The 23426-nt window shown below is 62.8% G+C and carries 22 protein-coding genes; 10 read left to right on the forward strand and 12 right to left on the reverse strand.

Annotated features, from left to right (window positions below; translation table 11 throughout):
* Positions 1–97: 97 nt before the first annotated feature.
* Positions 98–1156: a dipeptidase gene (locus tag NKH54_RS08230; protein WP_352498123.1), complete on the forward strand. Its 1059-nt coding sequence runs from the start codon at positions 98–100 to the stop codon at positions 1154–1156.
* A gap of 3 nt (positions 1157–1159) precedes the next feature.
* On the opposite strand, the gene NKH54_RS08235 is transcribed toward NKH54_RS08230, so the two are convergent.
* The 4 genes from NKH54_RS08235 to NKH54_RS08250 are packed head-to-tail and all read right to left on the reverse strand — an operon-like array spanning position 1160 to position 5857.
* Positions 1160–1405, reverse strand: coding sequence for a hypothetical protein (locus tag NKH54_RS08235; RefSeq protein ID WP_023690115.1), 246 nt, complete (start codon positions 1403–1405; stop codon positions 1160–1162).
* A 2-nt stretch (positions 1406–1407) separates the two neighbouring features.
* Positions 1408–2634: an aminomethyl transferase family protein gene (locus NKH54_RS08240; protein WP_353027988.1), complete on the reverse strand. Its 1227-nt coding sequence runs from the start codon at positions 2632–2634 to the stop codon at positions 1408–1410.
* A 51-nt stretch (positions 2635–2685) separates the two neighbouring features.
* Positions 2686–4251: a phytoene desaturase family protein gene (locus NKH54_RS08245; protein ID WP_353027989.1), complete on the reverse strand. Its 1566-nt coding sequence runs from the start codon at positions 4249–4251 to the stop codon at positions 2686–2688.
* Positions 4238–5857: a phytoene desaturase family protein gene (locus NKH54_RS08250; RefSeq protein ID WP_353027990.1), complete on the reverse strand. Its 1620-nt coding sequence runs from the start codon at positions 5855–5857 to the stop codon at positions 4238–4240. Before NKH54_RS08250 ends, NKH54_RS08245 begins: the two co-directional genes overlap by 14 nt.
* Positions 5858–6058: 201 nt before the next feature.
* Between NKH54_RS08250 and NKH54_RS08255 the strand changes: the two genes are divergently transcribed.
* The 5 genes from NKH54_RS08255 (at position 6059) to NKH54_RS08275 (ending at position 11170) form a co-directional block, all read left to right on the forward strand.
* Entirely contained in the window at positions 6059–6859 is an 801-nt protein-coding gene (locus tag NKH54_RS08255; protein WP_353027991.1) for a class I SAM-dependent methyltransferase, read from the forward strand.
* Between the two features lie 27 nt (positions 6860–6886).
* The gene (gene betI, locus NKH54_RS08260) at positions 6887–7549 is read left to right on the forward strand and encodes a transcriptional regulator BetI (RefSeq protein WP_353027992.1); all 663 of its coding nucleotides are present in this window, start codon (positions 6887–6889) and stop codon (positions 7547–7549) included.
* Between the two features lie 53 nt (positions 7550–7602).
* Positions 7603–8685, forward strand: a complete 1083-nt coding sequence (locus NKH54_RS08265; RefSeq protein WP_353027993.1) for an ABC transporter substrate-binding protein — start codon at positions 7603–7605, stop codon at positions 8683–8685.
* A 116-nt stretch (positions 8686–8801) separates the two neighbouring features.
* A complete protein-coding gene (locus NKH54_RS08270; protein ID WP_353027994.1) occupies positions 8802–9878 on the forward strand; it encodes an extracellular solute-binding protein in 1077 nt (358 codons plus the stop codon).
* A complete protein-coding gene (locus NKH54_RS08275) occupies positions 9875–11170 on the forward strand; it encodes a flavin monoamine oxidase family protein (RefSeq protein ID WP_353027995.1) in 1296 nt (431 codons plus the stop codon). The genes NKH54_RS08270 and NKH54_RS08275 overlap by 4 nt, the downstream gene beginning before the upstream one ends.
* Before the next feature lie 40 nt (positions 11171–11210).
* On the opposite strand, the gene NKH54_RS08280 is transcribed toward NKH54_RS08275, so the two are convergent.
* From NKH54_RS08280 to NKH54_RS08290, 3 genes are all read right to left on the reverse strand, one after another.
* Positions 11211–12284: an ABC transporter ATP-binding protein gene (locus NKH54_RS08280; protein WP_023690124.1), complete on the reverse strand. Its 1074-nt coding sequence runs from the start codon at positions 12282–12284 to the stop codon at positions 11211–11213.
* 91 nt (positions 12285–12375) lie between these two features.
* Positions 12376–13200 (reverse strand): ABC transporter permease, encoded by an 825-nt coding sequence (locus NKH54_RS08285; RefSeq protein ID WP_023670071.1) that lies wholly within the window; start codon positions 13198–13200, stop codon positions 12376–12378.
* Positions 13197–14114 (reverse strand): ABC transporter permease, encoded by a 918-nt coding sequence (locus NKH54_RS08290; RefSeq protein ID WP_023701363.1) that lies wholly within the window; start codon positions 14112–14114, stop codon positions 13197–13199. Before NKH54_RS08290 ends, NKH54_RS08285 begins: the two co-directional genes overlap by 4 nt.
* 291 nt (positions 14115–14405) lie before the next feature.
* Between NKH54_RS08290 and NKH54_RS08295 the strand changes: the two genes are divergently transcribed.
* A complete protein-coding gene (locus tag NKH54_RS08295) occupies positions 14406–15818 on the forward strand; it encodes an aminotransferase (protein ID WP_353027996.1) in 1413 nt (470 codons plus the stop codon).
* A gap of 15 nt (positions 15819–15833) precedes the next feature.
* Here NKH54_RS08295 and NKH54_RS08300 read toward each other — a convergent pair whose 3' ends face one another.
* Positions 15834–17036, reverse strand: coding sequence for an aromatic ring-hydroxylating oxygenase subunit alpha (locus NKH54_RS08300; RefSeq protein ID WP_353027997.1), 1203 nt, complete (start codon positions 17034–17036; stop codon positions 15834–15836).
* Between the two features lie 503 nt (positions 17037–17539).
* Here NKH54_RS08300 and NKH54_RS08305 point away from each other — a divergent pair.
* Positions 17540–17920, forward strand: coding sequence for a hypothetical protein (locus NKH54_RS08305; protein ID WP_023683947.1), 381 nt, complete (start codon positions 17540–17542; stop codon positions 17918–17920).
* Between the two features lie 235 nt (positions 17921–18155).
* Here NKH54_RS08305 and NKH54_RS08310 read toward each other — a convergent pair whose 3' ends face one another.
* The gene (locus NKH54_RS08310; protein ID WP_352511850.1) at positions 18156–20246 is read right to left on the reverse strand and encodes a PAS domain S-box protein; all 2091 of its coding nucleotides are present in this window, start codon (positions 20244–20246) and stop codon (positions 18156–18158) included.
* A gap of 225 nt (positions 20247–20471) precedes the next feature.
* A complete protein-coding gene (locus NKH54_RS08315) occupies positions 20472–21200 on the reverse strand; it encodes a response regulator transcription factor (RefSeq protein WP_023701369.1) in 729 nt (242 codons plus the stop codon).
* Positions 21201–21294: 94 nt separating this feature from the next.
* Between NKH54_RS08315 and NKH54_RS08320 the strand changes: the two genes are divergently transcribed.
* Positions 21295–21999 carry a response regulator transcription factor gene (locus NKH54_RS08320; RefSeq protein ID WP_023701370.1) on the forward strand — a complete coding sequence of 235 codons (705 nt, stop codon included), beginning with the start codon at positions 21295–21297 and terminating at the stop codon, positions 21997–21999.
* 71 nt (positions 22000–22070) lie between these two features.
* Here NKH54_RS08320 and NKH54_RS08325 read toward each other — a convergent pair whose 3' ends face one another.
* Positions 22071–22241: a hypothetical protein gene (locus NKH54_RS08325; protein ID WP_023670062.1), complete on the reverse strand. Its 171-nt coding sequence runs from the start codon at positions 22239–22241 to the stop codon at positions 22071–22073.
* A 33-nt stretch (positions 22242–22274) separates the two neighbouring features.
* Positions 22275–22607, reverse strand: a complete 333-nt coding sequence (locus NKH54_RS08330) for a hypothetical protein (protein WP_023670061.1) — start codon at positions 22605–22607, stop codon at positions 22275–22277.
* Positions 22608–22940: 333 nt separating this feature from the next.
* Between NKH54_RS08330 and NKH54_RS08335 the strand changes: the two genes are divergently transcribed.
* Entirely contained in the window at positions 22941–23402 is a 462-nt protein-coding gene (locus tag NKH54_RS08335; protein ID WP_353027998.1) for a L,D-transpeptidase, read from the forward strand.
* The last annotated feature ends 24 nt before the right edge of the window (positions 23403–23426 follow it).

The following is a 23426-nucleotide window of genomic DNA, read 5'->3' on the forward strand; positions in this document are numbered from 1 at the left end:
AACGCCTCTCTGGCATTTGCGCAGTTCGGCCTTCTTGCCTAAGTACACAGTTCGCTGCGGTTCGTCCGCTCCTGCCAACTGACCGAATGGCTTCCTGATGACCGAATCCGATCTCGTCCCCGTCTTCGACGGCCACAACGACACGCTGCTGCGACTGTACCAGTCGAAAGACACAGACGTCGAAAAGCTGTTCATCGAGGGGACGCAGGGCGGTCATATAGATCTGCCGCGCGCCAAGAAGGGCGGCTTTGCCGGCGGCATGTTCGCGATCTTTCCACCGCCGGTCGAGAAGAGCAAACGCTCTGCGGTGCCGCCGGCGCCGAGCGACAATGAGCCGTTGCCGCCGGAACTGCCGCGCGCTGATGCGCTCAATTCCACCATCGGCATGGCCTCGATCCTGTTTCGGCTGGAGCGAGCGGGGGCGCTGACCGTCTGCCGCAGTGCCGGTGACATTCGCGAGGCGATGGCGAAAGGTTCGATCGCGGCGGTGTTTCATATTGAAGGCGTCGAGGCGATCGATCCCGAACTTACCTTGCTCGACGTGCTCTACGAAGCCGGCCTGCGCTCGCTCGGCATTGTCTGGAGCCGCCCCAACGCCTTCGGCCACGGCGTCCCGTTCCGCTTTCCGTCGTCGCCCGATACCGGACCGGGGCTGACCGATGCCGGCAAGGCGCTGATCAAGGCCTGCAATCAGCTCAAGATCATGGTCGACCTGTCGCATCTCAACGAAAAGGGCTTTCGCGATGTCGCCGCACTCAGCGATGCGCCGCTGGTCGCCACCCATTCGAACGTGCATGCGCTGTGCACCCATTCGCGCAACCTGACGGACTGGCAGCTCGGCGCTATCCGCGAGACCGGCGGCATGGTCGGGCTCAACTTCGCCACCGGCTTCCTGCGCGAAGACGGACGGATGAACTCGGACACCAGCCTCGACATCATGGTGCGCCATGTCGACTCGCTGCTGCAGGCGCTGGGCGAGGACGGCGTCGGTCTCGGCTCCGATTTCGACGGCGCCATGATCCCGGCGGTCATCGGCGACGTTGCCGGTCTGCCGAAGCTGATAGATGCGCTGGCCGCGCGCGGTTTCGGACGCGCGTTGATCGAGAAGATCGCCTATCGCAACTGGCTGAGCGTTCTCGAAAGAACCATAGGCTGAGGCTTAAGCGCCCATGCGCTTCAGCCAATCCTGGCCGCCGCGATCCCTGATCATCGGCAGCGGGTTCTCCCAGTCCAACCGCGCGCAGATGCGGTAGACTTCGAGCGTCTCGGCGCTCATTTCGCCGCGCTTGTAGAAGTACATGGCGGCGGCATAGCGGGTACGACCCGACCATTTTTCGCCGAGCGGCGTGTTGACCAGCTGCCACTGTTCGGCGGCTTCCGTCTCATCATCCGGTTCGTCGGCCATGATCAGAAATCCGCCGGCGGATTGGCGGTGCGGCGGTCGAGCTTGATGAAAGGACGGGCCACCACCTTGGCCCGCTTCATCAGCTTCTGGTACTGCAACTCGCGCATGGCGTAGATCTCGACCCAGAGGTCTTCCACCATCGTATCACCATAGGGACGCGTCAGCGAGGCGATGGCGATATTGCGCTTGGCCATCGGCGACCAGATGGCGGCGCTGACCAGCCCGACCTCCTGATGCTTCTTGTGGTAGACGATGGCGTGCTCGGCCGGGATGTTGCCTTCGATCTCCAGCCCGACCAGCATGTGGCGCAGCCTGCGTTTGGCACGGGCTTCGAGGATGGCGCGGCGGCCGTTGAAATGGCCTTTTCCCAGGTCGACCATAAAGCCGAGACCGAACTCGTCCGGCATGCGCAGACGGTCGGCGCGAATGGCATGGTCTGCGGTGGTGAAGTCGGCATTGGCGACGATCAGGCCGGCTTCCAGCCGGGCGCGGTTGAGGGCGGCGTAGCCGATGGCGCGGATGCCGCGCAGTTCGCCTGCCGTCATCAGGCGGTCCCAGAGGCTGAGCGCTTTTTCGGCCGGCACGAACAGTTCGTAGCCGAGATCGCCGGTGAAGCCGGTGCGCGAGATGGTGATAGTGCCGCCATCGTGCGGGAATTCGGCGAGATCGAACACTTTGAGTTTTTCAACGCCGGCGAAACCCGCCTCGTGCAGCACGGCGAAGGAGGTTGGGCCTTGCAGAGCGAGACCAGCGACGCTTCCAGTCTCTTCCTCGACTGTCACCTCGAAGCCGGTCGCGCTGTCCAGCAGCCAGGGCAGGTGCCGCTCCTGCGAACACAGGCGGAAGCGGGTCGGCGACAGCCGGAACAGCGTGCCGTCATCGAGGACAAAACCTTCGTCGTCGCACCATGCGGTGTAGTGGACGCGGCCCGGTTTCAGCTTGGTGACATCGCGCAGCGTGACGCGATCGAGGAAGGCTTCGGCATCCGGCCCCTCGATGCGGTATTTGGTCATCGGCGAGATGTCGAACAAAGCCGCCTGGCTGCGGATGGCGAAATATTCGAGTTCCTCGTCCCACAGCGAATGCGGCGCGCGATAGCCGGCCCAATTGTACCAGTCCTGAGTTTTGGCCAGCGCATCGATGCGCGGCTGGAACGGCGTGCCGAGACGCAGTGTGCGGAAATGCGACTGCGCTGTGGGGTGGGCGGCGTTGTTGATCGGACTCGTCATGACGGCATTCCTTCGCCGTAGAGTGCGGCGTTGACTGGCTGAAACATCCGATCATCCCTTCACCGCGATGATGCGCCGCGCCGCATTCAAACCGGGAGCACCCGAAACGCCGCCGCCCGGATGCGAACCGGCGCCGGCCAGGAACAGCCCGTCGACCGGCGTGTTGTAGCCCGACCAGCCAGAGAACGGCCTCGACATCAGCATCTGGTCGGCCTGTAATTCGCCGTGGTGCCAGTGGCCGCCCGGCATGCGGTAGTTGGCTTCGATATCGGCTGGCGTCAAAAGCTCGGCATGCAGCACGGACTTGCCGATACCGGGGGCGTAGGCTTCGAGCTGCGCCATAACAGCCTTGAGGAATTTCGGCTTGCCGGCTTCCCAACCCTCTTTCAGCGCATAAGGCGCGTATTGCACGATCGCCGACAGCACGCAGGCGCCACTTGGCGCGAGCGACGGGTCGGAGAGCGACGGCAGTGTGATCTCCATCACCGGTTCGGCTGAGAACTCGCCATATTTCGAAGGGTTGAAGGCGCGCTCGACATGGTCGGGCGAGGGCGCGATGACCAGACGGCCCTTGTGATTATCGGCGTCGACGCCGGAAAATTGCGGTGGCCGATCGAGCGCCAGATGGAGTTTGGCAGCGTCGCCCTTCATGCGGATGTTCTTTACCTTGCGCACGAAACCCGTGTCGATCTCGCGCGGGCCGACGAGATCGAGCATGGTCGTCGCCGGGTTGATGGCGGAGACGATCGTTCTGGCGTGCAGCACCTCGCCGCCGTCGAGGGTCACGCCGAGGGCGCGGCCTTTCTCGACGACTATTCTGGCCACGGGCGCTGCAGTGCGGATGGTGACGCCGGCTTTCTCCGCCGCCGCGCGAATGGCGGCAACGACCGCACCCATCCCACCTTTCGGCAGCATCTGCGCGCCGGTTTTGCCGCCGGTCTCGCCGGCCAGCCGATAGTAGAGGCCGAGCAGGGAGGTCGGCGAACGCGGGCCGAGGTGGCTGCCAAGCGTGGCGTCGAAGGCAAGCAGGCCCTTCAGCCTGATATCGGCAAGCTGCTCGTCGAGCAGGTCGGCGACGTTCATCAGGAGAACGCGCAGGAAGTCGCGCATGTCTTCCTTGCCGAGCTTTTTCAGCGCCACGGCCGTCTGGCCGAGCGCTGCGGTTTCAAGCAGCGACATGCCACCGAGATCGGGCGGGCGCCGCGACAGGAACGGTTTCAGGATGCCGGCATAGCGCAGAAGTTGCGCGCGCAATTCCTCCCAGGCCGCCTGCTCGGATGGATTAGAGCCGGTCAGCACCTCGCCATAGGCGCCATGCAGGACAAGCGCTGGGCCGTCCTTCGACAAGGCAACCGACGGCATGAAGTCTGCGCGGGTGACCTGCAGCCCGTATTTCTCCAGCTCCAGTGTCTTCACCACGTCGGGATGCAGGTGGTTCAGCACATGTGCGATCGACGAGACGCGAAAACCCGGCGCAAACTCTTCGGTGCGCGCGGCGCCGCCGACATCGCCAGCGGCTTCCAGCACCAGCACCTTGCGGCCGGCCTTGGCCAGCGTGGCGGCAGCGACAAGGCCGTTGTGGCCACCGCCAATGATAATGGCATCAAATGACGTCATGGGCCGGGCTCATATGGGAGGTCGATTTGGCGAGGTCGCGCAGGATCTCGGCTGCCGCATTGCGGCCGGGCGCGCCCATGACGCCGCCGCCGGGATGGGTCGAGGAGCCGCACATATAGAGCCCGCCGATCGGCGAACGGTACTGCGCGTAGCCCGGCACGGGACGGTTAAACAGCAGCTGGTCGAAAGTCAGCTCGCCCTGAAAGATGTTGCCTTCGGTGAGGCCGACCTCGGCTTCGATCTCGCGCGGCGTGCGAACCTCCATGTGAACGATGCGGTCGCGGAAGCCCGGCGAGTATTCCGCGATCTGCGCGACCACGCTTTCGGCGAAGCCGTCGCGGTCGGCATCGGTCCAGTCGCGGCCGTTCACCTTTGGCGGCGCGTACTGCACGAAGCAGCTCATGAAATGCTTGCCCGGCGGCGCCATGGTCGGGTCGAGCGTCGTTGGGATGACCATGTCGAGGAATGGGTCGGCCGACCAGCGACCGGCCTTCCAGTCGTCATAGGCGCGCTCCATGCGCTCCATGGAATCGGTGAAATGCATGTCGCCGCGATAAACGGGTGAATCCTTCGGCAGTGCCGGGAATTCCGGCAGAGAATCCAACGCGATGTTGACCTTGCCGGAGGAGCCGCGGATCTTGAAGTTCCTGACCCGCCGCAGGAAAATGTCGGGCAGTTCCTTCTCCTCGACCAGTTTCAGGAATGTGCGTTTGACGTCGGCGTTGGAGACGACGAGCTTGCCGTAAATCTCCTCGCCGCCAGCCAGCACCACGCCCTTGGCCTTGCCTCGGCTCACCAGCACATGGTCGACCTCGGCGCCGGTACGGATGGTGCCGCCGGACGCCTTGAAGGAACCGGCGAGCGCCTTGGCGACGGCGCCCATGCCGCCGCGCGCATAGCCCCAGGCGCCGACCGAGCCGTCGACCTCGCCCATATAATGGTGCAGCAGCACGTAGGCTGTGCCGGGCGACATCGGCCCGAGTGCGGTACCGATGATGCCGGACAGGGCGAAGTTCGCCTTGATGACATCGGTCTCGAAATACTCGTCGAGGAATTCCGAGATCGACATGGTCCAGAAGCGCAGCGTCAGCGCCATTTCCTCTGATGACAGGGCGGCGAATTTCCTGCCGAGATAGAGAAGCTCGCCGAGGTCACGCGGCTTGAGACTGGTCGGGTCCGGTGCGGTGCGCATCAGCAGCGGCTGGATGAAACGGCACTGCCGCGTCACGTCGCGCGAATAGCGGTCATAGGCCTCCGCGTCGCGCCTGGAGAAGCGGGCGAATTCGCGCCGGTGCGCATCGTGGTCACGGTAGTTGGCGAGGTAGTCGCCGTCGCGGGTGAACACGGCGCCGCCTTCATAGGAAATAACCTGCAAGCCGAAACGCGGCAGTTCGAGGTCGCGCATGATCTCGGGGCGAAACAGCGAGCAGACGTAGGAGCAGTTGGAGTAGAGGAAGCCCGGCGTCAGCTCGCGGCTGGTGGCGGCGCCGCCGACCCAGTCGTTCTTTTCCACCACCAGCACGTCGAGCCCGGCGCGTTGCAAATAGCAGGCGTTGACCAGGCCGTTGTGTCCGCCGCCGATGACGATCGCATCCCAAGCTTTCATTCGCGCCCAGCCTTCATGGTGCTCGACCCTTCATTTTCGCGTGATTTGTCGCCGAATGCGCGGAATTTGGCACGGCAGCGGCTATTCTGTCCAGCCATTCTGAATGAATGTTCAACAAATGATATTGCGTTTTCCTGTTAATACGCTACGCTTTGCCGGCATTCGAACCTGCGCAATTCGGCTGACGGGACTTAAGGTCTGATGATCGAAACGGCAGATGGCGAGCCGGAATATGACGACGCCGCGATCCGCTTCCTCGAGGCGCTGTGGGGCGAGGGCTATCTGTCGCCCGGCGGACCAGACGAGGTCGACCGGGTAGTCGAAGGGCTGTCGCTCAGGGGCAAGACGATCCTCGACATCGGCTGCGGCTCCGGCGGCATCGCGCTGCATCTGGTCGAGCGCCACGGTGCCGCTCATGCCACCGGCTTCGACATCGAGCGGCCGGTGATCGAGGCGGCCAGAAAGCGGGCTGCTGTACGAGGGCTTTCAGACCGCGCCAGCTTCGTCCAGGCGCCGCCCGGAGCGCTGCCTTTCACCGATGGCGCCTTCGATGTTGTGTTCTCCAAGGACGCGCTTTTGCATGTGCCCGACAAGGACGCGCTGTTTGCCGAAATCTTCCGCGTGCTGAAACCGGGCGGCGTCTTTGCCGCCTCCGACTGGCTGATCGGCCATGACGGCGAGCCGTCATCTGAGATGAAGGCCTATGTCGCGGCCGAAGGCCTGTCCTTCGCCATGGCCTCGCCGGCACGCTATGCGCAAGCGATGCGCAGCGCCGGCTTTGCCGATGTCGCCGTCAGAGACCGCAATTCTTGGTATCGCAAGGTCGCGCGCGGCGAGCTGGAAAGGCTGAAAGGCCCGCTCTACGGGACGGCGGCAGCCGCGGTCGGAGCGGCCTATATCGACAAGAACATCAAGACCTGGGAGGCCATGAAGAAGGTGCTTGACAGTGGCGAGCACCGTCCCACTCATCTTCGCGGGTGGAAGCCGGCTGTCGTGGGATAGCCGGCAATGTGGAGCATGACGGCACCGATGAAAGCTGCGCGCGAAGAGCGATCCTCCGACACGTCTGGAGAAACCGAACCGGAAAAACGCGGCCGCAAGGCGTCGAAGGAGGTCAGGCAACAGCAGCTGATCGAAGCGACCATCGATTCGCTGGCCAAGCGCGGCTACGCGGAGACGACGATGGCCGATGTCGCCGATGGCGCCGGCCTGTCGCGCGGCATCGTCAACTTTCATTTCGAGAGCAAAGAGAAGCTGCTGATCGCCACCCTGCAGTATATGTATGACGAGTATTCGGCACATTGGCGTGCTGCCCTGCGGAAAGCCGGTGATGACCCAGCCCGCCAATTGCAGATTCTGGTTTGGGCCGACTTCGACCGCTCGATCTGCAACAAGCGCAAGCTCGCCGCTTGGCTCGCTTTCTGGGGCGAGGCCAAGTCGCGGCCGGTCTATCAGGCGCTGAGCAGTTCCCGCGACGCATATTACCAGCAGGTCTTCATCGACCTCTGCGCGACGCTCAAGCAGAGCGGCGGCTATGCCTATGAGCCGCAGGTGATGGCGCTGGTGCTGTCAGCCATGTTGGAAGGCCTGTGGCTGCGGTTGATGATGGGAACCGAAGACACCACGCGCGAAACCGCGCTGCAAGCGGCCAACGCGTTCCTCGCAGCCGCCTTTCCCAAGCACTACGGATAACCAGAAGCCGGCCAGTCGAGTCGGCAATGCAATGACAAAGAGGATGGAACAGCATGAAAAGAATAACCCGACGCCTGACACTGACATTGGCGCTGACGGCGACGCTGGCTGGTTCGGCCGCGGCGATTGCGGTCGCCGCCGACAAGGACCTGATCGTGTTCGACTGGTCCGGCTATGAGGACCCGAGCTTCCACCCCAAATATGTCGAGAAGAACGGCGACTCGCCGACCTTCGCCTTCTTCGGCGACGAGGACGAAGCCTTCGAGAAAGTGCGCTCCGGTTTCAAGGCCGATCTTGGCCATCCCTGCTCGCAGAGCGTGACAAAGTGGCGTGAGGCGGGGCTGCTGCAGCCGCTCGACACCTCGAAGATCACCGGCTGGAAGGATCTCAATCCCGGCATCATGGCGATGAAGGATCTGGCCACCACTTCGGACGGCAAGGCCTGGTTCATGCCGTGGGACTGGGGCAACACCCAGCTCACCTACAACTCCGACAAGATCGACGCGAAGGATGTGCAGTCGCTGAAGGCCTTCGCCGATCCCAAGTTCAAGGGGCGGGTCTCAATCGGCGACAATGTCGACGACGCCTATGCGCTGGCCAGCCTTGCCATCGGGCTTAAGGACTGGACCAAGATGACGGACAACCAGTTCAAGCAGGCTTCCGACTTCCTGCGTCAGGTGCACAAAAATGTCCGCTCCTACTGGACCGATACCACCGACGTCGTGCAGTTGCTGAGCGGCGGCGAGGTCGATCTCGCCTGGGCATGGAACGATGCCACGGTACAATCCGTCGCTGCCGGTGTGCCGATCAAGTCCAAGAAGGATACGGACGAAGGCATCTCGACCTGGGTCTGCGGCTACGTGCTGTTCAAGGACGCACCCGGCAATGTCGACAAGGCCTATGACTACCTCAACGCGATCAACGATCCCGAGACCGCCAAGGTGCTGGTCAAGGACTGGGGTTATGGCCAGGCCAACACCAAGGGCATGGCCGGCGTCGACCCGGCGATCCTGAAAGAAAAGGGCTATGACGACGTGCAGAAATTCGTCGACAAGACCCTGTTCCAATCGCCCGTGCCGTCGTCGCTCAAGCTCAAGATGATCGCCGAATTCGAGAAGATCAAGGCAGGCTACTAAAGCTCTGTCCGGCCTCCTCCGTCTGCCTGTCAGTGCGCCGGGCAGACGGTCTCGCCAAGGCCGCTGAAATTCCGTAACGTCGCCCGGCCGCTTTTCGCGATGAGGAGTTTCGCGCCATGAATTCCATGCTTCGCCGCCTCGCCCTTGCCGCTGCTCTTACAGTCGGCGCCGGCGCCGTGCTTGCTTATGCCGAAGGCGGCGGCGACCTCGTCGTGTTCGACTGGTCAGGCTATGAAGATCCGTTGCTGCACCCCGACTACACCGCCAAATACGGCGCCGAGCCGACCTTTGCTTTCTTCGGCGACGAGGAGGAAGCGTTCCAGAAGATGCGCGCCGGCTTCAAGGCCGACATCGCCCACCCCTGCTCGCAAAGCGTGACCAAGTGGCGCGCGGCCGGCATTCTGCAACCGCTCGACACCTCCCGGATCGCCGGCTGGAAGGATCTCAATCCCGGCATCATGGCGATGAAGGATCTCGCCGTCACCGCCGACGGCAAGGCCTGGTTCATGCCGTTCGACTGGGGCAACACTTCGCTGCTCTACCGCACCGACAAGGTCACGGCGGAGGAAGCGCAGTCGCTGAAGATTTTCGCCGATCCAAAATTCAAGGGCCGCGTCACCATCGGCGACAATGTCGATGACGCCTATGCGCTGGCCAGCCTGGTCATCGGCCTCAAGGACTGGACCAAGATGACCGACGCGCAGTTCCAGGAGGCGTCCGCCTTCCTGCGTGACGTCCACAAGAACATCCGCTTTTACTGGACCGACGACACCGACCTCAACCAGGCCTTTACCGGCAATGAGGTCGACCTCGTCTGGGGCTGGAATGAGACCTTCGTGACGCTCAGGGGCCAAGGCATGCCGATCGCCATGAACCGCGACACCAGGGAAGGCATATCCACCTGGGTGTGCGGCTATGTGCTGATGAAGGATGCGCCGGGCAAGCTCTATCATGCCTATGATTTCCTCAGTGCGGTCAACGCGCATGCCGTTTCCGATTACTTGGTCAAGACCTTCGGCTACGGCCACGGCAACAGCGCCGGGATGGCCGCGATCGACCATCAGGTGCTGAGCGACCGTGGCTTCGACAATCTCGACAAGTTCTTGGACAAGACGCTGTTCCAGCAGCCGGTGCCGCCTGAGCTCAAGCAGCGCATGGTCACGGAATTCGAGAAGATCAAGGCCGGCTATTGAGCGACAGGACTGAAAAAACCGATGTCGTCATCGTCGGCGCCGGTTTCACCGGCCTGTCGGCTGCGCTTGAGCTGAGAAAGGCCGGCATCAATGTCGTGCTGCTCGAAGCACGCGACCGCGTCGGCGGCAGGGTCGAGGCTATTCGCAACGGGCTTGGCGAGCGCATCGACAGCGGCGGCCAGTTTTTCTGCGAAGACATGCCGGAGGTGACGGCGCTGGCCGCGTCCCGTGGCAAGGCCTTCGTCGAAACCTATGTGAATGGCGATTTCATCACCCATCCATCGCTGTCGGTCGAAGAGGCCGAACGGACCTATCATGGCGCGATGGCAATCCGCGAGCGGATGAATGCGATCGAGCCGGACGATCCCTCGATCGCCGGCATGAGCGCTGCCGCCTGGCTCGAACGCCAGCATGATCCCACTGACGCCAAGACGGCTTTCCGCTCGATGATCGAAGGCCTGTGGTGCCTGGCGATGGACAAGGTGCCGCTGTGGTACCTCATCGACAATGACCGCCGCATCACCAACGAGGTGCCCGAGCTGCAATATTCGCTGCTCGAAACCATGCAGTCGCTGGCCGAGGACATGGCGGGAGATCTCGGCGACAGGGTTTGGCTGAACGAGCCGGTTACGCGCATCGAGCACGGCCCGCAAGGGGTTCGTGCCGTCTCGGCAGGCAGCTCCATCGAAGCGCGAAAAGTGCTGGTCGCGCTGCCGCCGGCGACGGCCGCGAAGCTGGATTTCGCGCCCGCTCTGCCGCCGGCTCTCGCAAAGGCGCTCGGCGTCTGGGAAAGCGGTGCGGTGATCAAGATCCTGGTGCGCTATCCCACGCCGTTCTGGCGCGAGCGCGACCTGTGCGGCATGGTGATGTGGCGCGACCTGCCGGGCCTGTTCGCCTGTGACGCCAGCAAGGATGCGCAACATGCCGCGCTGGTCGTCTTCGTCGGCGGACCACTGGCGTTGCGTTGGCGTCCGCTCGCGGACGCGGCGCTGCGTGCGGAAGTCACGGCAAGGCTCGTTGATGCCCTTGGCCCGGAGGCGGCCGGCATTATCGATTTCAGCCAGCGCGACTGGATCGATGACCGCTGGAGCGGCGGCGCCTACAGCGACCTAATTGTCGATGTGACGGCACGGGATGCCGAGCGCACGATCCGTGCCGGCGCTGCCCCGGTTCATTTAGCATCGTCGGAACTGTCGCCGTCATTCCCGGGCTATGTCGAAGGCGCCATCGTGATGGGGCGGATCGCAGCCAAACAGATCGCGACGGAACTTAAAATTCTTAGTGGAGCATGATCTTATTCCGAAAATCGGTTCCCACTTTTCGGGATCATGCTCAGTCCGCCATCGCCACCAGGGCCTCGGGATCGTAGCCGAGGCGGACCGACGTGCCGACGGGGATATCGTCGGCGCCGAAGTCGTTGGTCTCGGTGACCGACAGTGGCTTTTCCAATCCGGGTATCTCGACGATCAGGTGGGTGATCTCGCCAAAATAGTGGCGTTCGACCACCTTGCCGGCCACTTCGAATTTCGCCGTCGCATTGTCCCACAGCACGCGCAATCGCTCCGGCCTGATGCCCAGAGTGGCGCCGCCGCCATTGCGCATGAAGGCCTTCGGCTTGTCGGTCCTGACGCGGCCGAAGCCCAGCGTGTCGACGACCAGCGAGGCGGCATTCTCCTCTATGATCTGCGCTTTTACGAAATTCATGCCGCCGAGGAAATCGGCGACTTGGCGGTTGACCGGCCGCTGGTAGATTTCCTTGGGCGAGGCGACCTGGGCGATCTTGCCGCCGAACATTACGGCGATGCGGTCGGACATAGCGAGCGCCTCATACTGGTCATGGGTGACCAGCACGAAGGTGATGCCGACCGCCTGCTGCAGGCGGCGCAGTTCGACCTGCATCTGCTCGCGCAATTTCTTGTCGAGAGCCGACAGCGGCTCGTCGAGCAGCAGCACCTTGGGCCGCATCACCAAGGCGCGGGCGAGCGCCACGCGCTGGCGCTGGCCGCCGGAAAGCTCGGTGGCGAGGCGTTTGCCGAGGCCGGTGAGCGACACCTGCGCCAGCGCTTCCTCGACGCGGCGCTTTTCTTCCGTTCCTCCCAGCCTGAGCCGTTTCAGCCCATAGGCGACATTCTGCTCGACATTGAGATGCGGGAAGATGGCATAACTCTGGAATACCATGTTGGTCGGCCGGCGGTTGGCGGGGATGCCTTCCATCGACTGGCCGCCGACCGAGATCGAGCCGCTGGTCGGGTTGTCAAAACCGGCAATCATGCGCAGCAGCGTGGTCTTGCCGCAGCCGGAAGGGCCGAGCAGCGAAAAGAATTCGCCCTCCTTGATGGTCAGCGAGGCGTCGTCGAGCGCCTTGAACGCCCCATAGCTGCGGGTAACGCTGCGGATTTCGATCATTGCTCGGTCGGTTTGGGGTCGATCAGATTGGGCCCGCTCGGACTTATCTTGCTTGGATGGCTCATCCTGAGGCCGTTCGGCCCGGGACTGCTCAGGCATAGAGGCCTCCCTCGCTCTGGGTGCGTCTGGCCGCATGGCGGCGCAGGATCTCGGCAACGGTCATCAAAACGAAAGAGGCAACCAGCAGCAGCGTGCCCAGCGCCAACACACCCGGCAGCTTGGCGGCAAAGCGCAACTGGCCCCAGATATAGATCGGCAGCGTCGTCTCGGTGCCGGTCAGGAAGAAAGCGATGACGAACTCGTCGAGCGAGATGGTGAAGCAGACCAGGAGGCTGGAAATGATCGCCGGCGCCACCATCGGCAGCGTCACCCGCCGGAAGGTGCCGAAGGCACTCTCGCCGAGATCGGCGGAGGCTTCTTCGAGGCTGCGGTCGAAGCCCTCGAAACCGGCGGTCAGCACCGTCATCGAATAGGGAATGCAGATCAGGACATGGCCGAGTACGACGGTGAACAGCGAAAGGCTTAAGCCCAGTTGCAGCATGACCAGCAGCATGGAGATGGCGAGGATGATTTCCGGCAGCACCAGCGGCGCCATGATCAGGCCATTGATAGTGCGGCGGCCGGGATAGCGGTAGCGGGTGATCGAGCGGGCGGCGAGGATGCCGAGCAGCGTCGCCAGCACCGATGCCGAGATACCGACGATCAGGCTGTTCCAGGCGGCGTCAAGCAGCGCCGGCGTCTTCGGCAGGTCTTGGTACCATTTCAGCGTATAGCCGGTGAGAGGAAATTTCGGCGTCGGCGCGGTGTTGATCGAGAAGATCGGCAGGAAGATCACCGGCAGATAGAGAAAGACGACGTAGAGGAAGGCGTAGGCGGACAGCCAGCCGCCGGGAAAAAGGCGCCGCCTCGCCGTCATCGCGCCAGCCTCTGCAGCGCGCGGATGATGAGCACGGTGGCGCCCGCCATCAGCGTCACGACCAGCATGGTGGTCACGGACAATGCCGCGCCGAGTGGCCAGTTGGAGGCCTTATGGAACTGCGACTCGATGGCATTGGCGATCATCACGCCATCCTTGCCGCCGACCAGCCTTGGGGTGACGTAGTCGCCGACGGTGGGGATCATGACGATGAGAGCGGCCGAGATGACGCCCGGCGCCGACAGCGGCAGCGTCACGCGCAGGAAGGAGCGCAGCGGGCCGTCGCCAAGATCGGTGGCAGCCTCGACCAAGGTGCGGTCGACCTTCTCGAGCGAAACGAAGATCGGCAGGATGGCGAAGGCCGCCCAGGCGTGTGTGAGCGTGATGATGACGGCGCTGGAATTGTAGAGTAGCGCGGTCGATGGTTCGTCGATGATGCCGAGGCCCATCAGGCCGGAATTCAGCACGCCATTATAGCCGAGGATGACTTTCCATGACATCACGCGCAGGAGATAGCTGGTCCAGAACGGGATGGTAATCAGGAACAGCCACAGGCTCTTGTGGCGACCGCCATGGAACGAGATGAAATAGGCGATCGGATAGGCGAGGATGACGGTGAAAAAGCTCACCGTCAGGGAAATGTAGAGCGAGCGCCACAGAAGATCGCGGTAGATCGGCTCGGTCAGCGCGATGCGATAATTCTCCAGCGTGAATGTATGGTCGATGGTGAGGTAGTTCTGCGTCCAGAAGGAGTGGGCGAAGACCACCAGGATCGGCACCAGCAGCAGGATCAAAGCGTAGACCAAGGTCGGGCTGATCAGGGCAAGGCCCTGGACGGATTCGGACTGCAGAAGGGCGTTTCGCCTTGCTCGCGTCATGCGTCGCGTGGGCACCCCTTCGGCAGCTACCGTCATTGCAGCGACCCGGGCGTGATCTCGGTTGCTGGCTCGAACTGTTCCGCCATGATGCTCCCATTGACCGGGCCGGCTGCCTGTTCCCAATTTTGCGGAGCGCGCTTTGCTGGTTGCGCTCCAAGCTTGCCGGCTTTCTTTCATCATGAGCGCATCCGTGCATTGAAATCAAGCGCTATTTCTGTAATATTGATTGAACGGACATTCAAAATGAAGTGAAGAATGCCGGCTTTCCTGCCCTTGGCGCTTCGCTTTCTGTCCGGTGAAATTACGCTCAGACGATGCGAGGCAATGATGGCGGCTGCAAGAGACCTAAGAGCGATGGAAATGGCTGACGGTGGCGATGCGGTCGAGCTGGCCAAGCGCCATCTCATCCAGCCCTGGCCTTATGCCGGCTCGGTCGGCAATGAAGCGCGTGCGCTGATTGGCGAGGGCGATGGCATCTACATCACCGATGTAACAGGCAAGCGACTGATCGACGGGCCGGCCGGCATGTGGTGCATCAATGTCGGCCACCGCCGCGAGGAGCTGGCCAGGGTGATGTACGACCAGGCGATGATGCTGTCCTACAACACGCCCTGGTATACGATGAATGCGCCGTCGGCCGAGCTCGCCAAGCGCCTCGCCGATCATGCGCCGGGCGATCTCAGCCATACCTTCTTCACCACCGGCGGATCGTCGGCTGTCGAGACGGCACTGCGCTTCATGCAGTTCTACAACAATGTGCGCGGGCGGCCGGAAAAAAAGCTGATCCTCAGCCGCGGCGGCGCCTATCACGGCTCGACCTATCTGTCGGCCTCGCTCAACGGCCGGCCGCGCGACCGCGACTGGATGGACGGCGCCGACGATCTGGTCGTCAAACTGTCCTCGCCAGACCCGTTCCGGCGGCCGAAAGGCATTGACATCGCCGCCTTCTGCGATTTCCTGGTCGAGCAGTTTCGCGATACGGTCGCCCGCGTCGGCGCAGAGAAGATCGGTGCTTTCGTCGGCGAACCGGTGCAGGCATCCGGCGGCGTCGTCGTGCCGCCGGATGGCTATCTCAAGCGCATTCGCGAAATCTGCAGGGACAACGATATCCTCTATATCTCCGATGAGGTGGTGACCGGCTTCGGGCGGCTCGGCCATGTCTTTGCCTCCGGCGGTGGCTTCGGCATCGACCCCGACATGATCACCTTCGCCAAGGGCGTTACATCAGGCTATTTCCCGCTTGGCGGCGTCATCATCTCGGAGCGGCTGCTTCAGGAAATGCGCCGTTCCAACCATCCCGATGCGATGTTCGGCCATGGCCTGACCTATACCAGTCATCCCATCGGCTGCGCGGTGGCGCTGAAGAACCTCGATATCCTGGAAGACAGCGTGCTGGCCCACACGCGCGATGTCGCGCCCTATTTCCAGGCGCAGTTGAAGACGCTGGAGGAACTGCCGCTGGTTGGCGAAGTCCGCGGCATGGGCCTGATGGGCTGCGTCGAGTGCGTAGCCGACCGCGAAAGCAAGGATCCGCTGCAGCTCGACAAGGATGTCGGCAAGCGCATCGACGCGCATTGCCACGAACTCGGCCTCCTGGTCCGGCCGCTGATCAACATGTGCGTGATGTCGCCGCCGCTGATCATCACGCGAGAGCAGATCGACGACATGGTGGCGATCCTGCGCGAAGGCATTTCGCGGACCATGGATGATCTGCGCAAAGAGGGCGTGTGGCAGGGGTGACTGGCAGTTCCGCCCCTACACCTGCGAGCGCATAGCCTCATTGAGGTTCCACATGTCCTTCTCCTCCGGCGCCGTCTCCAGGCCCAGCACCGGGATCTGCTTGCGCAGATGGTCGTGGTGGGTGCGCACACCGTATTCGAGGTCGGAGAGATAAAAACCCTCGAAGGCCTCCGAGATCATGGACTCGTTTGACCAGACGGAAAGCTGCACGTCCTCGTTCATGGTATCGCGGTCGATGCGGTAGGCGAGATAGCGGGCGGCCGCCTGTTCCCGGGTCTCGTCGGGGTAGCGGTAGATGGCGCCGCGCAGCAGCGTCTCGCCGGTCGACAGCGGGAACTCCTGATAGAACTGCACCGATTCCGGCATGATCGACAGCGCGTTGTTGGGGAAGATGCCGTAATAGATCCAGGCCCTGCGCAGATGCTCCGGCAGGTGTGAGGCATCGGGCGTGAGCTTGATGTATTCGCGCACGCTCCAGCGCCGGCCGGCATGCGGATTGTAGGTGGCAAACGAGCGCGACACGCCGTTGATGAACGGCTCGTCGAAATAGGTCGAGCCGTAGAGATCCTGCAGCGCCGGATGCGCCATGGCGACGTGGTAGCCTTCATTGTCGACGTCGCGCACCGACTTCCAGTTGACCGGCGTTTTCTGTGTCCAGATGCCCCAGGACGGCACCATCTCGGCCACGTTGTAGTGTGCCATCTCGGCCTCGATCGGCTTCAACAGTTCGGCCACCGAAGTCTGCGGGCCGCCCTTGCGAAAGCGGACAAAGATGAAGCCCATCCATATCTCAAGGTCGAGCGGCATCAGGCCGAATTCGGTCTTGTCAAGCTCGGGGAAGGAGCGCGGCCGGGCGGCGCCGCGCAGCGTGCCGTCGAGATTGTAGACCCAGCCATGGAACGGGCAGACCAGCGCGTTCTTGCAGGTGCCCTGGCTGTCGGCGACGACGCGGCTGCCGCGATGCCGGCACATGTTGTTGAAGGCGCGCACGACGCCGTCGTTGCCGCGCACGATGAGCGCCCGCTCGCCGACCACATCCATAGTCAGATAGTCGCCGGCATTCGGCACGTCGCAGACATGGCCGGCGATCTGCCAATGGTTGCGGAAGACGTATTCCTTCTCAAGTTCGAGAAGCGCGTCGGAGTGATAACTCCAGCCCGGCAGACCCCGCCGGTCCCAATCATTGGGGATCGCCACGTCACGGAGATGCGGGTTCATAAAAAAGCTCTTCTTTTATTGAATACTCATTCAATAAAACCATATTTTACATTGAAATGCAACGGCTTGTAGAAATCACAACTTTTCAAGTCGGCACAACAGGACCAGCTGAAAGCCAGAAAATCCCGGAATATCCGGGCGTTAACCGGGGGCGTGAAATAGCTGTCCGGCATGCGGATTTGGCCGTGCCGAGCTTGCAAACACGGCCCGCTCCGAGACGAAAATACCTGGCGTCCGCAAATTCGATCCGCAGTGTGAGCTTGTTCATAGTGCGGCCGACAGGAAGCGGGCTTGGTGCGTTCGCGGCCCGCCTGTCGTCAACATTTGATTGCCCGCATGAAACAGCTTCGCAAACGCATCTTGCCGTCGGCACATGACCGGATCTGTCCGGATATGCCCGAATTTCTTGTTTCAAACCTGTTACGCGGGCAAGCCAAGCGCATCATTCGCCCGTTACCAGGCGCGCTTAGGTTCGTTTCATAAGAAAACGAAGGGGAGCAGCAATGCATACGAAAGTCGAGATCACCAGCAACGAACGACGCGCCAAACTGGCACTGCGTCAGCGCGCCAGCGACCATCCGGTTGCGATGTTCTCCATGCTGGGCGCCTGCGCTCTGGCCGTCATGTTCCTGACACCGGCTTCCGGTCCGGCTTTTGCTTCGCTCAACCCGCCGGCCAATGTTGTCCAGGGCGCGCCGACCACCATCAAGACCGCCCGGCTGCCGGAGCCGGAAATCGATTTTGCCTGCCAGGGTCAGGCCTGGGGCGCCGAGAGCGCGGAGTGCCTGCGCGTCATCGCCGCCCAGTCCGGCGTGCACAAGGCGCGTGCCGTCCGCATGATCGCCAACGCAGCGCCGCTGACCACGACACCCAACGTTTTCTGAACCTCCCGAGCGCTTCCTCCCGCGCTCGTTCTTGGCTCCCGCCGCTTCCCTCGGTCGGGAGCCTCTTTTTTAGGGTCTATCGAGATTCGGGTGAGGCCGGCCTGCGCATGGAGGTTCCCTGCGCTTCCGGTGCTCGCGTACTTCAAGTACGCTCCGCTCCGGTTCTCGGGAACCACCATTCTCGACTCGGCCTGACCCGAATCTCGATAGACCCTACGTGGGTGCTTTCGAAAACTTAGCCGGCGGCGGCGACCTGGTCGGCTATTGCCGAGAGTACGCCGCGGACGTCCAGCGTCGAGAACGGCTTTTCCAGGATTTGCGGGCGCTGCGGCGCCGGCAAGGCTTCGATCTCGGCCTTGGCGCCGATCAGGTCGCCGGTGACCAGCACGAAGCGTTTGGCCAGCGCCAGGTTGTCGGCGAGCAATTCGCGGTAGATGGCAATGCCGCTGGTGCCGGGCATGCGCAAGTCGGAAAAGACGATGTCTGGCGGCATGTGGCCGGTCAAGGTCGCCGCCGCCGACGTCCAGGCCGGCACAACCCGCGACTTGATACCCATCAGTTCCAGGATGTCGGAGAGGGAGCCGGCGACGTCGGGTTCGTCGTCGATGATCAGCGCATAGCGCAAGCCGCTGGAACGAGCCGGGCTGTCGCCGGCTGCTGCCGCGCCGCCGGTGATTACCGGCAGCTGGACGACGAAGCGCGCGCCGCGCGGCAGCACCTCCTCGAACCAGATATTGCCGTTGTGGCGCTCGACGATCGATTTCGAGATCGACAGGCCGATGCCGGTGCCGACGCCGACCGGCTTGGTGGTGAAATAGGATTCGAAGATGCGGCTGCGGATCGCCTCGGGAATGCCCGGTCCGTTGTCCTCGACCGAAAACCCGGGGTTGCCGCGATCGCTGCGGAATGTCCGCACCTTGATCAGGCGGTCGCCGCCGATACCGGCCAGAGCGTGTTGGCTGTTGATCAGGAAATTGGCGGCCACCTGCGTGACGTGGTCGGCATCGGCCATCGCCAGCAGCGGGCCGGGCGCGAAATCGGTGTCGATGATGATGCCGCTCGAGCGTGCGCCATAGGCGGTCACTTCGAGTGCCGCGCGGATCACCTGGTTGAGATCGGTCTCGGCCTGCGCCGCCGGATGCAGGCGCACCATCGACAGGAAGCTTTTGACGATGCGGCCGCAGCGCTCGGCAGCGGCGCGCACTTTCTCGGCGCGAACCTTGGTCTGCGGGTCGGTGGCGAATTCATGCAGCAGCGTCGACTGAGCAACGACCACGGCGAGCGGATTGTTGAGCTCGTGCGAAACACCGGCCAGCAGCGAACCCATCGCCGCCATCTTCTCGTTCTGGTGCAGTTTTTCGCGCTGGCGGTTGATCTCTTCTTCGGCGCGCAGCTTATCGCGCAGATCGCGGATCGAACCGAAGATGAGCTGACGGTCGGCCACCCGCATCTCGGTCGCCGTCAATTCGATGGGAAACACCTCGCCGGCCGCATTCTGTGTCACGGTCTCAAGCCGCTGGCCAACCATCGGCGCGCCGCGGCCAGACATGTATTCGGCGCCCGAGACATAGCCCTTGCGGTAATATTCCGGCACCACGGTATCGAGCAGGTCCTTGCCGAGGATGTCGCTGCGCTGATAGCCGAACATCTTTTCGGCGGCCGGATTGAATTCGATGATCGAGCCGGTCTCGTCGATGACGATGATGGCGTCGAGCGACGCCTGCAGCATGGTGCGGCGGATGACTTCGCTGGCATGGGCGTCGGACGGCGAGTGCTCGATGGCGTCGCCGATGGCGAGCGCGATGATGTGCATCGTCGCCTCTTCCTCTTCGGTCCATTCGCGCTCGTTTAGGCAGTCATTGACCGCGAACGTGCCCCACAGATGACCGTGCGCGAACACCGATACCGACAGGAACGACTTGATGTGCTGCTTTTCGAAATCGGCCCTGAGGAACCCGTCGAGATCGCGCGTATGGCCGGCGAAGATTTTGCCTTGCCGCTCGTCCTCTCCAATCCGCTCCAGCAGCGGATCGGTATCGACGATCGACTGCATGATCACCGTCGGCGAAGCCAGTTCGCCGCCGAAGCGAGGATCGATCCAGTAGGCGGCGACCGATTGGGCGAAGCCCTGGCCGGGCAATTCGCGCAGCCTGAACAGGATGCCGCGCTGGCAATTCATGGCGCTGCAGAGCGTTTCGAGGATGGTTTCCATCTCGCGCTGCCAGTCGCCGGCATCGCGCAACCGGCGGACGACTCGCACAGCCGTCATCGCGGCGCTCTGGCGAGCGCCTTGCGGGTCCATGCGTGGTGCTGGTTCAGCGGTCATGTCAGCCATCAGTAAAGGGCCGTCGGATTAGGCAGCTATGGAGCATTTCACGAAAAAGGTGAAACGCTCCATGTTTCAATGCAATCCCGAACGGAAAATCGCTACGTACTGTTCCTGGAATTGCTAGAGCGTTTCACCGTTTCACGGAAACGGAGAAGCGCTCTATCTCTTTGTTTTTACGCAATTCCGGGCGGAAAAACCGCGTACACTTTTCCTGTAATTGCTCTAGTGCCCGTCACCGGTCGGCAGCGAGAAGATATAGCCTTCGCCGCGCACTGTGCGCAAAAATTTCGGATTGGCCGGATCGGTTTCGATCTTCTTGCGCAGCCGCATGATGCGAATGTCGACGGCGCGCGACGATTCAGGATCCTCAACAAAACCAATCGCCTCGGAGATCGCCGATCGCGTCAACAGCCGGTTGGCGCGGGTCAGGAAAACCTCCAGCACATCGAACTCGCTCTTGGCCATGTCGATGACGGCGCCGTTGGCGCCGGTGACAAGCCTGCCGTCGAGGTCGGCCTGGAACGGGCCGAAGGTCAGGCGGCGGCCGCCATCGGCTTGTGTCTTCGCCGCCTGGGGCGGGCTCGGCTGCGGAACGCGGCGCAGCACGCTGCGCACACGAGCCAGCACCTCACGCAACTCGTAGGGCTTGACGATGTAGTCGTCGGCGCCAAGCTCCAGCCCGACAATGCGGTCGAGTGCGGTGCCGGCAGCCGTGGCATAGATGATGCCGACCGGTATTTTCGAGCGCAGCCAGCGGCCGAGCGACAGTCCGTCCTCGCCCGGCATGGCGATGTCGAGAATGGCCAAATGAAACGGTTCCGTCTCCAGCAAGGCGCGCGCCTCGGCCGCGCTTCCGGCCTGGGTCACATCGTAGCCGTTGGCGCCGAGATACTCGGCGACCGCGTCCCGGAGATCGGGCTCGTCCTCGACGATGACAATCCGTGCCCGCACTATGGCCTCGCTCCCGCTTTCAGCGGAAAGTAGATTGGGTATAAACATGATGTCCAGCACTCATATCCGGTTGCGGGGGAACGGGAAGAAAAACATGGCTGCACGATCCGTCATCGCGCTGGTTTCCGTCGCCGATGTGGTGGCCGGCGATCTTGCCGATCATCTCGACCGGCGCGGCCATGACGTGCGCGAGGCGCGGCAGCCCTGGGAAGCTGAATCCCTGCTTTCGGCCGGAGGCATCGATATCGTCATCGTCGGCGACAGCCTCAGCCAGGCGGAGGGGCGGGACCTGCTCAGGCGTTATGGCGGCGGCCAGAGCGCGGACGGGAAGGCGGCGCCGGATTTCATCCTGATCTGCCGGCCGGCCGATCTGGTCGACAAGGTGCTGGCGCTCGAGCTTGGCGCCGCAGATGTCGTCGAAAGTCCGCTCAATGTCAGGGAGCTTGCCGCGCGCATCGGCGGCCTGCTGACGCGGCGCGGCAGGTCCGCCCAGGAACTGATCGTGCTGGAAAATGCCACCGTCGATTTGCGGTCGGCCATCGTCATGCACCGTTCGGGTACGGAAGAACAGCTGTCGCCGGGCCAGGTGGCGCTGCTCAGGCTGTTTCTGGCCAGCCCGCGCAAGGTGCTGACGCGCGACGACATCATTGCGGCGGCGCCCGCCGAAAATGCCGATGCCTTCGACCGCTCGATCGATTCGCGCATCGTGCGGCTGCGCCGCAAGCTCGACACCGAAACCATCACAACTATACGCGGCGCAGGCTACCGGTTCGACCCGCCGACGCAGCGCGCCGACTGAGGGTTGGGAGGCTGGATTGTTCCTCGGCTCGCCCAAAAAAGCTGCGCAATCTTGGACGCCATGCATAGGCGTCAGCGCACCACCAGAAGCGATGGTCCCGACGGCAATTCGCTGGCGACTACGATTTCGCTGGCGGCATGCGCGCGGTCCTTCAGAAGAACCGTGGCGAGACCGGCAAAGCCGAGCAGGCCTTGTGCATAGAGCAGTACCGAAAGCACGGAGGCTGCAGATTTCGTCTTCATCGGTTGTCCCCAAAAATCAGAACCGCGGGTGCTTCAGGATAAACCCGAAGTGCCCGCGTCGCCCACGGAGCCCCCCGTTGCGACGCGGGCCTTCGGTCCTCTCGGCAGCAAGTTGCCGGAGGGGCCGCGCATCCACTTCAACCCAAGGCCGACCCGCCAGAGGGCCCTGAGACGGTTGATGCGCAGACTGGAGACAATCCAGACCAAGGCTATGAACAGCGCGGCATGCAGCGTCGAAATCTCACCCGAATTCATCACCGCCAGTTTCGTCATCGGGGTGCCGGCTACTGTGCCGATGCCGCCGACGACAAATGCGGCGATGCTTATCCTGAAGAGCCAGGATAGGGTGGTCGATTTGATGCTCATTTTCGTTGGCGCCGGCTGTTCTCGTTGGGATGACTGTGCCGCGAGCCTGTAACCAGATCATGCCGCCCAGGCCGCGCTTTGTTGCAAGTCGGTTTCGAGCGAAGCCAATCTTCTTTCATATAAGGACATCAGCACTTTCGTTTGGGGGCGCGGTGCGTGATCGGGAGTGCGCAGCGAAGACGGGAGCACGCTCCTTGTTGTCCACCTTGCTTGTTAACCCGAGGAAACAGATTCGAAACACAAACGAGCGTCAACCGAAATCAGCCTGAAACATGACGCAGGGATAAGCGGCCATCGAATTGACGCCGGCCGGGCCGGCAAAGGGGAGCCATCATGTACAAAGCCATTTCCGTCAAACTCATCAACGTCACCGCCGCCGCTGCCGGCGCCGCGCTTCTGCTTGGCGCCGCCAACAGCACCGCCCATGCCGCGGCTAACCAGATCGTCGCGCGTGTTTCGCTGTCGCAGCAGACCATGGAAGTGCTGGTCGATGGCAGGACGACTTTCGCCTGGAAGGTCTCGACCGGCGACAGTGCGCATGTCACGCCGACCGGCTCGTTCAAGCCGACTCGCATGCACGAGATGTGGCATTCGAAGAAATACGACAACGCGCCGATGCCGCATTCGGTCTTCTTCAGCGGCGGCTACGCCGTGCATGCGACCAACGCCATCAAGCGGCTGGGACGGCCGGCGTCGCATGGCTGCGTGCGGCTGCATCCCGACAATGCCGCCGACTTCTACCAGTTGGTCGAAACCTTCGGCCCGACCAACACCAGCATCGTCATCGTCAAGTAGCAGACTGCGTTTGGAGCGATGGTG

Source organism: Mesorhizobium sp. M1004, assembly GCF_040318795.1.
In the GTDB taxonomy this organism is placed as follows: Bacteria; Pseudomonadota; Alphaproteobacteria; order Rhizobiales; family Rhizobiaceae; genus Mesorhizobium.